This window comes from Rhizobium sp. SVR5-9E (assembly GCF_056755095.1).
Genome location: NZ_JBNDHS010000050.1, coordinates 1 through 14,220, shown reverse-complemented (window position 1 = coordinate 14,220; position 14,220 = coordinate 1). Strand labels below are relative to the sequence as shown.

Sequence of the window (14,220 nt, the reverse complement as noted above, 5' to 3'; positions counted from 1 at the left end):
TCTAGTACGGCCCTATGTACGAGGCAGACAAGTTTGCGGAGGCGGACGTCATGTCAGACAAGCCGATCAAGATTCCCGGGCCCGATCATCCAATCACCATCGAACACAATCCAGCCCGCGTCGTCGTCAAGCTCGACGGCTGGGTCATTGCGGATACGCACGATGCGCTGACGTTATGTGAGGCTTCCTATCCGCCGGTGCAGTATATTCCGCGCAAGGACGTCGACATGTCGCTGCTCGCGCGCACCGATCATTCGACCCGCTGTCCCTATAAGGGCGACGCGTCCTATTACAGTATCGTGCCGGGCGGAGAGCGCTCCAAGAATGCGATCTGGACCTATGAGGCGCCGAACGACGCCGTCCGCGAGATAAAGGACCACATGGCCTTCTATCCCGATCGGGTGGATTCGATCGAGGAGTTGCAGGCGCCCGAGGCCGGCCAGTTCTAACGCTCCGCTCCGACCAGACAGCGCACGAGACCTTCCAGCGAGACCCGGCCGGCGGGGAGGCCATCGCCGCTGGTGACGGTCGCGTGGTTCACGTTGCTTTCCGTCATTATCCGCATGCCTTCCTCGACGGTCAATTGGCCGGGGATGCGGATGACGGTCTCGCTTGCAGGATTGCTCAATGGCTCCATCAGTGCTTCGATCCGGATGACACGGCTGCGGTTCACTTCCTTCACGAAGGCCTCGATGTAGTCGTTTGCCGGGTTGAGCACGATATCGGCGGCGCTTCCCTGCTGGATGACCTCGCCGTCGCGCAGGATGGCGATCTTGTCGCCAAGCCGCAATGCTTCATCGAGATCATGGGTGATGAAGACCACGGTCTTCTTCAGCTCTTTCTGCAGGTTGAGCAGCACGGTCTGCATGTCGACGCGGATCAGGGGATCGAGGGCCGAATAGGCCTCGTCCATCAACAGGATCTCTGCATCGTTGGTGAGTGCGCGGGCAAGGCCGACGCGCTGTTGCATGCCGCCTGAAAGCTGGTTCGGGTAGTGGCCGCCAAATCCGTCGAGCCCGACGCGCTTGATCCAGACATTGGCGCGGTCTTCGCGTTCCGCTTTCGGAACGCCCTGGACCTCGAGCCCGTAGACAGTGTTCTGCAGCACGTTGCGATGCGGTAGCAAGCAGAATTTCTGGAACACCATCGCCGTCCTGCGGCGGCGGAATTCGCGAAGCCCGTCCTCGTTCATCTTGCAGACATCGGTGCCGCCGTAGAGCACTTCGCCCGCGGTCGGGTCGATCAACCGGTTGATGTGGCGGATCAGGGTCGACTTGCCCGAGCCGGAAAGCCCCATGATGACGGTGATGCTGCCGCCGGGAATCGAGATGTTGATGTCCTTGAGGCCGAGGACGTGCCCGTGCTCCTTGTTGAGCTCGGTCTTCGACATGCCCTTGGAGACCGCCTCGACAAAATCGCGGCCGCGCGGACCGAAGATCTTGTAGAGATTGCGTATTTCGATCGATTGACTAGCCATGCACGACTTCCCGGTGCTTCTGCAGCCTCAGACCATAGGCCTGGCTGATGCGGTCGAAGATGATTGCGATGCCGACAATGGCGAGACCGTTGAAGACGCCGAGCGTGAAGTACTGGTTGGCGATGGCCTTGAGCACCGGCTGGCCGAGGCCCTGGACGCCGATCATCGAGGCGATGACGACCATGGCGAGCGCCATCATGATGGTCTGGTTGATGCCGGCCATGATGGTCGGCAGTGCAAGCGGCAGCTGGACGTTGCACAGTTTCTGCCAGCTCGATGAGCCGAAGGCGTCGGCCGCTTCGAGCACGTCCTTGTCCACCAGGCGGATGCCGAGATTGGTGAGACGGATCATCGGCGGCAACGCGTAGATGACGACGGCAATCACCCCCGGTACGCGGCCGATGCCGAGCAGCATGACGACGGGGATCAGATAGACGAAGCTCGGCATGGTCTGCATGACGTCGAGCACCGGATTGACGATGCTCTGCAGTCGGTTGGAGCGCGACATGCCGATGCCGATCGGGATCCCGATGGCGATCGAAAGCACAGTGCAGACGAAGATCATGGAAACGGTCTTCATAGTGTCTTCCCACATGTCGAACCAGCCGATCAGGAGAAGCGTCACGATACAGCTTGCAACGATCTTCCAGTTGCGGCTTGCAAGCCAGGCGAGGCCGGCAATAATCAGGATCACCAGCGGCCAGGGCATTCCGGTGAGCAGCCTTTCAGCCCAGATCAGAAAGCTTTGAAGCGGGCTGAAGAAGGATTCGATGCTATCGCCGTAAGCGCGGGTGAAAGCGCGAAAGCCTTCGTCCACGTTCTTTTTCAAGATACGCAGCGTATCGGCATCCATCGTTGGAAATTTCCAGAGCCAGTCCATGTCGAGTTCCCCATGGCAAAAGCAGCGGCGGCCATCGTCTTCTCATGGCCGTCGCGCAAAAGGATCAGGCTGACGGTGCCTCAATGTCAAGGCGCCGCCTGCCTCCAGATCATGAGGGATCAGAGTGAGGCCTTGATCTTCTCGGCAACTTCCGGAGAGACCCATTCCTTCCACTGGGCTTCGTTTTCCTTGAGGAAGTGTTTGGCGCCATCTTCGCCGGTTGCCTGATTGTCGGTCATCCAGGCAATGAGCTTGTTGACCGTGTCGTTCGTCCACGCGCGCTTGTTGAGATAGTCCATGGCCGGGCCCGCGCGATCGGCAAAGGTCTTGCTCACCAGCGTCTGAACGTCGTCCGCAGGCCAAGCGTTCGGCTTCGGATCGGGGCAATCGGCAATGGAGGTGCAGCGCTTCCATTCCGCCGCATCATAGTCAACGCCATAGCCGAGCTTCACCATCTCGTACTTGCCGAGCAGGGAAGTCGGAGCCCAATAATAGCCCACCCAGGCCTGCTTGCCTTCGTATGCCTTGGCGATCGAGCCATCAAGGCCGGCTGCCGAGCCGGTGTCAACCAGAGTAAAATTCGCCTTGTCGCCGCCGTTCGCCTTGAAGAGCTGCGTGGTCACGACTGTGCCACCCCAGCCCTGCGGGCCGTTGAAGACGGCGCCCTTGCTCTTGTCTTCCGGAGCCGGGAAGAGTTCCGGATGCTTGAACAGATCCGGGATCGTCTTGATGTCGGGATGGGCTTCGGCGATGTACTTCGGAATCCACCAGCCCTGGATGGCGCCGTCGGAGAGGATCTTGGCGGCCGCCACGACCTTGCCGCCTTCCAGGCCGCGCTTGACGAGTTCCGGCTGCAGGCTCACCCAGGCTTCCGGCGCGATATCCGGCTCGCCCTTTTCAGCCATTGAGGTCAGCGTCGGCACCGTATCGCCGCTGACGATCTCGGCTGTACAGCCGTAGCCTTCCTCGAGGATGACCTTGTCGAGATTGGCTGCAACTTCGGCAGATTGCCAGTTCATGCTCGCGATGGTGACATTGCCGCATTCGGCGGCCGAAGCCGCGCCTCCAAGACCGAGCAGGCCGGCGGCAAGGACGGTGGAAGCCAAAAGTACTTTCATTTTCTTGTTCCCTCTGGTCGCGGTGTAACGTGAACCCGGGCGCCTGCGGCACCGCGTCCGCCAGCAAGCCTATTGAGCCTGCTTTCATCCGCCATGCGCCATCCCGATTGCGTCAGAAAATGGCGCATTGACGCTTTCTTTCAATGATTGCTGAAATTGCTTGCGGCACTGCCTGCCACAGAGGCGCCCGCGCCCATTTGCTCGAGCGCAAGCCGCAGGCGCGGTGATTTTTCTTTCAGTGGCAATGATTAAATTTTCCGCCATTGGTTGACAAGCCAGCCATCCAGGCAGAACAGACACTTATAAAAATCCTATAAATGGCTCAGCGGGTTCCGCCGGCCGGAAGTGTTCAAATGGATACTGTTCAAGCGCTGCCGGGTAGCGTTCTTCGTCATCCCGGTTACCTCAATTTCGCGGCTTCTCGCGTTTTCTCCTCCCTTTCATTCCAATGCGTCGCGATCGCGATGGGCTGGATGATCTACGACCAGACGCACAGCGCGTTTGCGCTGGCGCTCGTGGGCCTCTGCCAGTTCCTGCCGATGGTTGTGCTGACCTTCGTCGTCGGCCACGTCGCCGATCGTTTCGACCGCCGCCGCATCGGCCTTGTCTGCCAACTGATCGAGGCAGCGACCTCGCTGTTGCTTGCGATCGCTACCTGGCAGCAGTGGCTGACGCCGGCGGGTATTCTCGTTGCCGTCACGATCCTGGGCGCCACCACCGCCTTCGAGCGGCCGACCATGGCAGCACTGCTGCCGAACATCGTCCCCGGATCGATGCTGCAGCGGGCGGTCGCCACGACTACCTCGATGCAGCAGACGGCATTCATCGTCGGTCCGTCGCTCGGCGGCCTGCTTTACGGCGTCCATCCGGTCGCACCCTTTGCCGTTGCTGCCGTGCTCTTTGCCGTTGCCAGCTTCAATGTGATTTCGATCCGCATGCAGTGGACGCCTGCTAAACGCGAGCCGGTGACGCTGACGTCGGTATTTGCCGGCGTCTCGTTTATCCGGAGCCGTCCGGTCGTGCTCGGGACGATCTCGCTCGATCTCTTTGCCGTGCTGCTCGGCGGCGCCACCGCGCTGCTGCCGATGTTTGCGCGGGATATCCTGCATGCCGGTCCTTGGGGGTTGGGATTGCTGCGCGCCGCACCGGCGATCGGTGCCCTCGCCATGTCGATCATGCTGGCGCGGCGGCCGCTGAGGAGCCATGTCGGAATCAAGATGCTCGCTGCCGTCGCGGTCTTCGGCGTGGCGACGATCGTCTTTTCGCTCTCCACCAATATCGCGCTGTCCGTTTGCGCGCTGTTCGTCGTCGGGGCATCCGATACCGTCAGCGTCGTGGTGCGCAGCTCGCTCGTCCAGCTTTTGACGCCGGATGAGATGCGCGGCCGCGTAAATGCGGTCAATTCGCTCTTCATCGGTACGTCCAATCAGCTCGGCGAGTTTGAATCCGGCATGCTGGCGGGCTTCATGGGACCTGTCGTCGCCGGCATCATCGGCGGCGTCGGCACCATTGCCGTCGTATTGATGTGGACGCGTCTTTTCCCCGATCTCGCCAAGGTCAGGACGCTTCAGGGCTAGCCCCTGCGGCTGAAAAACGCCGGATCACGCCTATGTTATCGTCGAGGCTGTCGGGCCTCGCGCCCGTCATTCGTCCTTGAAGCGCCAACAGCAAATTGGGAGAATGCAAAATGACTTATGTCGACGGTTTCATCGTAGCGGTCCCGAAGAACAAGGTGGATGCCTACAAGGAATTCTCAGCCTTCGCGGGCTCGATCTGGAAGGAGTACGGCGCACTCAAATATGTCGAGTGCGTCGCTGACGACGTGCCCTATGGCGAACTCACATCCTTCCCGCGCGCCGTTCAGGCTACGGACGACGAGACGGTCGTCTTCGCGTGGGTAACCTATCCTTCGCGAAAAGAGCGCGACGACATTCTCGCCAAGGTCATGGCCGATCCGCGGCTGAAGGGCGAAGAATGGAAGACGATTTTCGACGGCAAGCGCATGATCTACGGCGGCTTTCAAACAATCGTTGAACTTTGACAGAGGAGGCCCATGCCCCAGAGGATTATCTCCATCTCGACCCGCGGCCAGGGCCTTTATGAATTCACCGACCAAGCGGCGGCCTTCGTCCGCGCCTGCGGCGCCGACGAAGGTCTGCTTACTGTTTTTGTGCGCCACACCTCCTGCTCGCTGCTGATCCAGGAGAATGCCGATCCCGACGTGCAGACGGACCTCAACGCCTTTTTCCGTCGGCTCGTGCCGCCGTCATCGGACCCGTCGATGCGCTGGATCGTCCATACGGCAGAGGGACCAGACGATATGCCCGCCCACATCAAGGCGGCGCTGACGCAGGTTTCAATCGGCATACCCGTTACGAGCGGCAGGCTGGCGCTCGGCACCTGGCAGGGCCTCTACCTTTTCGAGCATCGCGACCGTCCTCACAGTCGCGAGATCCTGCTGCATCTCAGCGCCTGAACCGAGGCTGAATGCGCAATTCGAACATCATTCAGCTTTAGCCGTCTAGTGTCGAGTCATCCCCGACGGGACGGTTCGTGCACACATTGAAACTAAGGAAACCCTGAATGACCAATCTTATTGCCAAAGCGTCACTTGCGGCATTGCTTGCCATTGCTTCTATTCCGGCCACCGTGTCGAGCGCTGCAGCCGCAAGCCCGGAGCGCGGCGTTATTGTCGACGTTCAGTATCATCGCCCGCCGCCGCCGATGCGGGGTGGTTGCTCGCCGAGAGAGGCTCTTCGTGCGGCTCGCTGGTCCGGCCTGCGCGACGTGCAGGTCGTTAACGTCACACCCCGTCGTGTCGTCGTTGAAGGCCGTGCCCGCCGTGGCTGGGACCGGGTGTCCTTCGCAAACGTGCACGGTTGCCCGTTGATCCGCCGCTAGAATAGCAGACCGCCGGTCTTCGGACATGGCGCAAGAACCGCCTTTGCCACTTCTCCTCGGATCATGGCAAGGGCGGTTTTTTATTGTCAGGAGGCGGGCGGCGAAAAGAAAAAAGCCTCGCGTAAGCGAGGCTGGAGTTCGCGCCGCTTCGGGGAAAAACGGAAGCGACGCCGATGTCTCTAGTACCGTAGAGTACGGCTGCAAAGTTCACTTTCGTCCATTCCGGTACGCCTTTGCGTCAAAGGTTGAATTTAATGGCCGTCACAGGTCCGCCATGCGAGCCCACATTTCAATGGCTGTTGGACCGTTCCAATAGTATGCTCCCGCAGCTTAGGGCCGTAGTCCATCATTTTCAGCTAATTTGCTTGACATACTTGGAACGTTCCAATAAATTTTGATCGTTCTTTTGGAGGAGGAGCGCCATGGGAAGGGAGCGGGTGACCGTGATCGACATTGCGAACGCTGCGGGCGTTTCGAAGTCGACTGTGTCACTCGTTCTGCAGGGAAGCTCGCTCGTCAACGACGGCACGCGGGCGAAGGTGAATTCCGCGATCCGCGAGCTCGGCTATGTCTATAACCGCAGCGCCGCCAATCTGAGACAGGCAAATGCCAAGTCGAAGATCGTCGGCATGGTGGTGAACGACCTCACCAATAGTTTCTTTGCCGAACTCGCTGTCGGTATCGACAGCGTCATGCAATCGGCTGGTTACGTGCAATTTCTCGCCAATACAGGCGAGAACATCGACCGGCAGCGTGAGGTCATAGCCTCAATGCGCGAACACGGGATCTCCGGGCTCATCATCTCGCCGGCACGCGGCACCGAAGCTGCCGATTTCCGGGCGCTCGCCCAGGCCGGGATTCCGGTGGTAGTGGCGGTTCGCAATGTTCCCGGTGCGCGGGTTTCGTCGCTGACTTCGGATAATCATGCGGGAGCGGCGGCTTCCGTTCGGCATCTTGCCGAGCTTGGCCATCGCCGCATCGCCTTTCTGGGCGGTTTTCCGGATACCGCGGTGTTTCACGAGCGCCTTGCGGGGTATCGCGATGCGTTGAGCAGGGCGGGCCTGCATTTCGACGAGGATCTGGCAGTCGACGCGGCACCGTCGCGGGCAGGCGGCGTTGATGCGATAGAGCGGGCGATGCGGCTTGCTGACCCGCCGACAGCTGCGGTCTGTTTCAATGACGCGGTCGCCTTCGGCGTCTGTGACGGCCTTCGAAGCAGGCGGATGGAGCCGGGCGCCGATTTCGCTGTCGTCGGTTTCGACGACGTCATCGAGGCAAAAACGGCGGTCCCTGCGCTGACGACCGTTTCCGTCGATCCGCAAGGCATGGGCCGGCGGACGGCGCAGCTGCTTCTGAAGCAGATCAATTCGGGGACGACCGAGCCGGAGACGCTGATCAGCAGCGTGCGTCTCGTCGTTCGCGAAAGCTCCGGCGCAGGCATTCAAGGAGGAGTGCGATGGCAAAGTGGGGTTTGATCGGCGCAAGTACGATTGCGAGAGAGTGGGTGATCGGCGCGATCCGCGCAGCCGGGGGCGAGGTTGTCTCCGTGATGAGCACGGATGCGGCGCGCGGCAAGGCTTATGCGGCCGAGAACGGGATTGCGAAATCGGTGACGAGCGTTGCCGATCTCGTCAATGATCCTGACGTCGAGGCCGTCTATATATCGACCACGAACGAGCTTCATCGCGATCAGACGCTGGCGGCCATCCAGGCGGGCAAGCATGTGCTGTGCGAGAAGCCGCTGGCCATGAGTCTGGCCGACGTGAAGGCCATGGTGAAGGCTGCCAGCGATGCGGGCGTGGTGTTGGCGACGAACCATCACCTGCGCAATGCCGCCACGCATCGGGCGATACGCGACGCGATTGCCGCCGGCAAGATCGGCACGCCGCTCGGCGCCCGCGTCTTCCATGCGGTCTATCTGCCGCCGCATCTGCAGGGGTGGCGGCTCGACCGGCCGGAAGCGGGTGGCGGCGTCATTCTCGATATTACCGTGCACGATGCCGATACGCTGCGTTTCGTGCTCGGCGACGATCCCGTGGAGGCGATCGCCTTCGGCCAGAGCGGCGGCATGGGCAAGGCCGGCCTGGAGGACGCCGTCATGGGCGTGCTGCGCTTCAAATCCGGCGTGATCGCCCAGTTCCATGACGGCTTCACCACGAAATACGCCGAGACCGGGCTGGAGGTGCATGGCACCGACGGATCGATCGTCGCCCGCAACGTCATGACTCAGCGTCCGGTCGGCAGCGTGACTCTACGGAATGCGGAAGGCGAGACCGAGCTCCAACTCGAAAGCACCAACCTCTACAAGGTGGTACTGCAGGCGTTCCACGATGCCGTTGCCGGGAAGGGCAAGCCGTCCGCGACGGGGGAGGACGGCGTCTGGTCGCTCGCGACCGGCCTTGCGGTCGTCGAAGCCGCAAGGACCGGCAAGTCGGTCAAGATCGAACCGGGACTTTGAAATGAACAAGCACATCACACCGGCAGAAGCAGCTGCTCTGATCCCGGATGGCGCGATGGCGACGCTGCGCATGCCGCTGATTGCGGCGCTGAACGGCCACGCGCTGGGCGGCGGTCCGGAACTGGCGGGTGCTGCGGATATCCGCATCGCCGAAACGCAGATCAGGATCGGCCTGCCGGAAACGGGCCTTGGCATGATCCCCGGCTGGTCGGGCACGCAGCGGCTGGTCAAGCGCTTCGGCGCGCAGATCGTTCGCCGCATGGTGCTCGGCGGCGAGATGTTTTCGGCGGAGGAGGCGAGGGCGAACGGCATTGTCGATGCCGTGGTCGAAACCGGCACCTCGCTTGCGGCGGCGAAGGACTATGCGGCGCGCATCGCGCAGCGCGGCCCGGCGGCGCTGGAGATTTCGAAGCTTCTGATCGCATCGGCCAATGGCGAGGACAATGGCGCCGCGGTTGAGGCGCTGGGGTCCATCCTGGCGGCAAAGACCGGCGATCTCAAAGAGGGCGTTGCGGCATTCGCCGAAAAGCGCCCGGCACAATTCAAGGGAGAATGGTGATGACGGTACTGGTGAAGCCACAGAAGCTGGCGGACGCGAAGGTCCGCGAGTTCAGCATGCTGATCGATGGCAAATGGGTGGAGGGGGTTGAGGCGGGCACGATCGAGCGCGTGGCGCCGAGCCATGGCGTTGCCGTCAGCCGCTACAAGGCGGCGACGAAGGATGATGCGGTCAAGGCGATTGCAGCCGCCCGCAAGGCCTTCGATGACGGTCCCTGGCCGCGCATGACGGCTTCCGAGCGCTCCGGCATTTTGCTCAAGGCGGCGGACATGATCGCCGCGCGCGCCGATGAACTCGCTTATCTTGATGCGATCGAGGCGGGCAAACCGATCACGCAGGTGAAGGGCGAGATCGCGGGAGCCGCCGATATCTGGCGCTATGCGGCAGCACTGGCCCGCGATCTGCATGGAGAGAGTTACAATACGCTGGGCGATGGAACGCTCGGCGTCGTGCTGCGGGAGGCGGTCGGCGTCGTCTCGATCATCACCCCTTGGAACTTCCCGTTCCTGATCGTCAGCCAGAAACTGCCTTTCGCGCTTGCGGCGGGTTGCACGGCGGTGGTCAAGCCGTCGGAGCTCACGTCTGGCTCGACGCTCGTGCTTGGCGAGATCCTGATGGAGGCGGGTGTTCCGGCGGGTGTCGTTAACATCATCGTCGGCACCGGCGCTGCCGTCGGCCCGACGATGACCGGCCATCCGGACGTCGACATGGTCTCCTTCACCGGTTCGACCGGTGTCGGACGGCTGACGATGGAGAACGCCTCGAAGACCTTGAAGAAGGTGTCGCTGGAGCTTGGCGGCAAGAACCCACAGATCGTCTTCCCGGATGCCGATCTCGATGCCTTCATCGATGCAGCCGTCTTCGGTGCCTATTTCAACGCGGGCGAATGCTGCAATGCCGGATCGCGACTGATCCTGCATCGCGACATCGCCGAGGAGGTCACCGCTCGGGTGGCGGCCCTGTCGCAGAAGGTCAGGGTCGGCGATCCGCTCGATCCGTCGACGCAGGTGGGCGCGATCATCACGCCGCAGCACCTCGAAAAGGTTCAGGGTTATGTTTCCGCGGCGGCAGGCAGCGGCGCGAATATCGCGCTCGGCGGCAGCCATATCGATTTCGGTTTCGGCCAGTACATGGCGCCGACGATCCTTTCCGGCGTCAAGCCGAACATGGCCGTTGCGTGCGAGGAAGTCTTCGGGCCAGTCCTTTCGGTGTTGACCTTCGAGACGGTGGACGAGGCGATCCGCATCGCCAATGCAGTGGAATATGGCCTCTCCGCCGGCGTCTGGAGCCGCGACTTCGACACCTGCCTGACGATCGGGCGCAAGGTGCGGGCGGGCACGATCTGGATGAACACCTTCATGGATGGCGCGGCGGAACTGCCCTTCGGCGGCTATCGCCAATCCGGCCTCGGCCGCGAACTGGGGCGACATGCGGTGGAGGACTATACGGAGACCAAGACGCTCAACATGCATATCGGCGCCCGCACGGGCTGGTGGATGCCGCGCTAAGCTGCAGGCATTGCGTTCTGGGAGGATCGCGTAGTGAAGCAGCCGGATATCGTCATTATCGGTTCTGGAATCGGCGGGGCGACCATCGCTTCCGCATTGGCGCCCTCGGGCGCCGACATTCTCATCCTCGAGACAGGCGGTCATATCGAGGACCGGCCCGAAAACCGCGACCAGCGCGCGATCTTCCAGCGCGGCCACTTTCGGCCCAAGGAATTCTGGTACGAGATGGACGGCAAGCCGTTCAATCCCGGCAACTACTACAATGTCGGCGGCAACTCGAAATTCTTCGGCGCGGTCATGGTGCGCTACCGTCGCGAGGATTTCGCCGAGATGCAGCACCTGGAGGGCGTCTCGCCAGCCTGGCCGTTTCCCTATGAGGAGCTGGAGCCATGGTATAGCCACGCGGAGCAGCTTTATCAGGTGCGCGGGCAGACAGGCGAAGATCCCACCGAACCGGCGCATTCCCAAGGCTATGCCTTTCCGCCGGTGCCTGACGAGCCGCCGATCGCCCTTGTCCGCGAACGCATGAAGCGGAACGGCTTGCATCCCTATTCGCTGCCGCTCGGCATCGATATCGAGCGGTGGCTCGCCAAGGCAAAGACGCCATGGGACGCCCATCCCAACAGCTTCGACGGCAAGATGGATGCCGAGACGATCGGCCTCGCATTGGCGCTACAGCATCCGAATGTACGCCTGCAGACCGGATCGCCGGTGACGCGGCTGCAAGCGGCGCCGGATGGCAGGCGGATCGAGACGGTTTACTACCGGAGGAATGGCGCCGAGGAAGCGGTATCCCCGAAACTGGTGATCCTTTCCGCGGGCGCGGTGCAATCCGCCGTGCTGTTGCTGCGCTCGGCCGATGACAGGAATTCGAACGGGCTCGCCAACAGCTCGGATCAGGTCGGCCGCAATTTCATGAATCACAATTCGAGCGCCGTGATCGCCGTCTCGCCGACCTTTCGGAATACTTCGATCTATCAGAAGACATTCGGCTTCAACGATTATTACCTCTCGGACGGTGAGGGCGGCCCGCCGCTCGGCAACGTCCAACTGCTCGGCCGCGTCTCGGGCGCGATTCTCAAGGGGAACATGCCTTCGGTGCCGGAATGGATGCTGAACCAGCTCTCGGCGCATGCGATCGATTTCTACGCGATGAGCGAGGACATTCCGCATCCGGAAAGCCGCATCATGGTCAAGGACGAGCGCATTCTGCTGCAGTGGGTGCGCACGAACTGGCCGGCGCACCTGATGCTGGTGAAGAAGCTGAAGCAGGCCCTGAAGGCAGCCGGCTTCCCGCTGGTGCTCTCGCGTGCCTTCGACAAGCGGACGCCGTCGCATCAATGCGGCACGGTACGGATCGGCAATGATCCGGCGACCGCGCCGCTCGACATCTGGTGCCGCGCCTTCGACCACCCGAACCTCTTCGTCGTCGACGCGAGTTATCTGCCGACGTCGGCTGCGGTCAACCCGGCGCTGACGGTGGCGGCACAGGCGCTGCGCGTTGGGGATCATATCCTGCAGAAGGAGCTGGCGTGATGGCGGGCGAAAGACGGCCGGTCGCACTTGTCACCGGCGGGAGACGCGGCATCGGACTGGCGATCGCCGAGGCGCTGGCGAAGGCGGGACATGATATCGCGATCACCGGAATAGAGGATGCCGAGCCGGTCGATCAGGTGATCGAGACATTGCACACGGCCGGGGCTGAGGCCGTCTATCTGAAGTCGGATCTGGCCGATACCGGCGGGCATGCCGCAACCGTCGAGCAAGTGCTGCAAAAATTCGGCGGAATCGATTGCCTGGTGAACAATGCCGGCGTCGGCTCGGTGGTCCGCGGCGACTTCCTCGAGCTGAAGCCGGAGAATTTCGACACGGTGCTCGACACCAATCTGCGCGGAACGATCTTCTTCACGCAGGCCGTCGCCAAGGCGATGCTAACGAGCGCGAAAGAGCAAGCAAGCCGCTCGATCATCAACATCACCTCCGTGTCGTCGGGACTGACTTCCCCGGAGCGCCTTGACTATTGCATCAGCAAGGCCGGCCTTTCGGCTTTCACCAAGGGCCTGGCGGTGCGGCTTGCGGACAGCGGCATCGGCGTCTTCGAAGTGCGGCCGGGCATCATCCGCACGGCGATGGCGGAGAAGTTTTCTGAGAAATACGATGTGTTGATCGCAGCTGGGCTGGTGCCGATGAAACGTTGGGGGGAGGCCCAGGACATCGGTATGATTGTCGCCGCGCTTGCATCCGGGATTTTCGCCTTCGCCACGGGCTCGGTAATCGAGGCGGGCGGCGGGCTTTCGATTGGCCGCCTTTGAGCGGGGGAGTTGAGATGGCATATGACTACATCATTACCGGTGGCGGACCTGCCGGCTGCGTGCTCGCCAACCGGCTGAGCGAGGACCCGGAGGTCAAGGTGCTGCTTCTGGAAGCGGGCGGCAGCGATTGGAACCCACTGTTCCACATGCCGGCCGGCTTTGCGAAAATGACGAAGGGTGTCGCCAGCTGGGGCTGGGAGACGGCGCCGCAGAAGCATATGAAGGGCAGGGTGCTTCGCTATACGCAGGCCAAGGTGATCGGCGGGGGCTCGTCGATCAATGCGCAGCTTTATACACGCGGCAATGCGGCCGACTACGACCTCTGGGCAAGCGAGGACGGCTGTGAGGGCTGGGACTATCGCTCGGTTTTGCCCTATTTCAAACGTGCCGAAGACAACCAGCGTTTTGCCGATGACTACCACGCCTATGGTGGACCACTCGGCGTCTCGATGCCGGTTTCCGCGCTGCCGATCTGCGACGCCTATATCCGGGCCGGCCAGGAGCTGGGCATTCCCTATAATCACGATTTCAACGGCCGTCAGCAGGCCGGCGTCGGCTTCTACCAGCTGACGCAGCGCAACCGCCGCCGTTCGTCGGCCTCGCTTGGCTATCTGTCGCCGATCAGGGATCGGAAGAACCTTACCATCCGGATGAATGCGCGCGTGACGAGGATCGTGCTCGAAGGCAGAAAGGCCGTCGGCGTCGAAGTTGTCGGCCGAAATGGCACCGAGACCATCCGGGCCGAGCGCGAAGTGCTTGTTTCCGCCGGCGCGATCGGCTCGCCGAAGCTGCTCCTGCAATCCGGCATCGGGCCCGCGGACCATCTGAGAGCGGTGGGCGTGGCGGTGAAGCATGATCTGCCCGGCGTCGGCGGCAATCTGCAGGATCACCTCGATCTCTTCGTCATCTCCGAATGCACCGGCGACCACACCTATGACGGCGTCGCCAAGCTGCACCGCACGCTCTGGGCAGGGCTACAATATGTGCTCTTCCGCTCGGGGCCCGTG

Annotated in this window: 14 protein-coding genes and 1 pseudogene; 12 read left to right on the top strand and 3 right to left on the bottom strand. The window is 62.0% G+C overall.

Annotated features, from left to right (window positions below):
- The first annotated feature begins 50 nt into the window (after window positions 1-50).
- A complete protein-coding gene (locus ACPYOJ_RS21105) occupies window positions 51-449 on the top strand; it encodes a DUF427 domain-containing protein (RefSeq protein WP_168830566.1) in 399 nt (132 codons plus the stop codon).
- Here the strand turns inward: ACPYOJ_RS21105 and ACPYOJ_RS21100 are convergent.
- From ACPYOJ_RS21100 to ACPYOJ_RS21090, 3 genes are all read right to left on the bottom strand, one after another.
- Window positions 446-1,477: a quaternary amine ABC transporter ATP-binding protein gene (locus ACPYOJ_RS21100; protein ID WP_481417982.1), complete on the bottom strand. Its 1,032-nt coding sequence runs from the start codon at window positions 1,475-1,477 to the stop codon at window positions 446-448. The genes ACPYOJ_RS21105 and ACPYOJ_RS21100 overlap by 4 nt on opposite strands.
- Window positions 1,470-2,357: an ABC transporter permease gene (locus ACPYOJ_RS21095; protein ID WP_481417981.1), complete on the bottom strand. Its 888-nt coding sequence runs from the start codon at window positions 2,355-2,357 to the stop codon at window positions 1,470-1,472. Before ACPYOJ_RS21095 ends, ACPYOJ_RS21100 begins: the two co-directional genes overlap by 8 nt.
- Window positions 2,358-2,476: 119 nt before the next feature.
- On the bottom strand, window positions 2,477-3,475 hold the full coding sequence (locus tag ACPYOJ_RS21090) for an ABC transporter substrate-binding protein (protein WP_481417980.1): 999 nt from the start codon (window positions 3,473-3,475) through the stop codon (window positions 2,477-2,479).
- Between the two features lie 353 nt (window positions 3,476-3,828).
- Between ACPYOJ_RS21090 and ACPYOJ_RS21085 the strand changes: the two genes are divergently transcribed.
- The 11 genes and pseudogenes from ACPYOJ_RS21085 to ACPYOJ_RS21035 form a co-directional block, all read left to right on the top strand.
- A complete protein-coding gene (locus ACPYOJ_RS21085; RefSeq protein WP_481417979.1) occupies window positions 3,829-5,052 on the top strand; it encodes an MFS transporter in 1,224 nt (407 codons plus the stop codon).
- A gap of 110 nt (window positions 5,053-5,162) precedes the next feature.
- Window positions 5,163-5,516, top strand: coding sequence for a DUF1428 domain-containing protein (locus ACPYOJ_RS21080; protein WP_481417978.1), 354 nt, complete (start codon window positions 5,163-5,165; stop codon window positions 5,514-5,516).
- A 12-nt stretch (window positions 5,517-5,528) separates the two neighbouring features.
- On the top strand, window positions 5,529-5,951 hold the full coding sequence (locus ACPYOJ_RS21075; protein ID WP_481417977.1) for a secondary thiamine-phosphate synthase enzyme YjbQ: 423 nt from the start codon (window positions 5,529-5,531) through the stop codon (window positions 5,949-5,951).
- 107 nt (window positions 5,952-6,058) lie between these two features.
- Window positions 6,059-6,376, top strand: coding sequence for a hypothetical protein (locus ACPYOJ_RS21070; RefSeq protein WP_481417976.1), 318 nt, complete (start codon window positions 6,059-6,061; stop codon window positions 6,374-6,376).
- A gap of 422 nt (window positions 6,377-6,798) precedes the next feature.
- Window positions 6,799-7,851: a LacI family DNA-binding transcriptional regulator gene (locus tag ACPYOJ_RS21065; RefSeq protein WP_481417975.1), complete on the top strand. Its 1,053-nt coding sequence runs from the start codon at window positions 6,799-6,801 to the stop codon at window positions 7,849-7,851.
- Entirely contained in the window at window positions 7,833-8,834 is a 1,002-nt protein-coding gene (locus tag ACPYOJ_RS21060) for a Gfo/Idh/MocA family protein (RefSeq protein ID WP_481417974.1), read from the top strand. Before ACPYOJ_RS21065 ends, ACPYOJ_RS21060 begins: the two co-directional genes overlap by 19 nt.
- A 55-nt stretch (window positions 8,835-8,889) precedes the next feature.
- A pseudogene (locus ACPYOJ_RS21055) lies at window positions 8,890-9,393 on the top strand (enoyl-CoA hydratase/isomerase family protein); the annotation flags it as partial.
- Window positions 9,393-10,901, top strand: a complete 1,509-nt coding sequence (locus ACPYOJ_RS21050) for an aldehyde dehydrogenase family protein (RefSeq protein ID WP_481417973.1) — start codon at window positions 9,393-9,395, stop codon at window positions 10,899-10,901. The pseudogene ACPYOJ_RS21055 and the gene ACPYOJ_RS21050, both read left to right, overlap by 1 nt.
- A 33-nt stretch (window positions 10,902-10,934) precedes the next feature.
- A complete protein-coding gene (locus ACPYOJ_RS21045) occupies window positions 10,935-12,437 on the top strand; it encodes a GMC oxidoreductase (RefSeq protein WP_481417972.1) in 1,503 nt (500 codons plus the stop codon).
- A complete protein-coding gene (locus ACPYOJ_RS21040; protein WP_481417971.1) occupies window positions 12,437-13,213 on the top strand; it encodes a 3-ketoacyl-ACP reductase in 777 nt (258 codons plus the stop codon). Before ACPYOJ_RS21045 ends, ACPYOJ_RS21040 begins: the two co-directional genes overlap by 1 nt.
- A gap of 14 nt (window positions 13,214-13,227) precedes the next feature.
- Window positions 13,228-14,220, top strand: a 993-nt coding sequence (locus ACPYOJ_RS21035; protein WP_481417970.1) for a GMC family oxidoreductase, incomplete at its 3' end; no start/stop codon positions are given.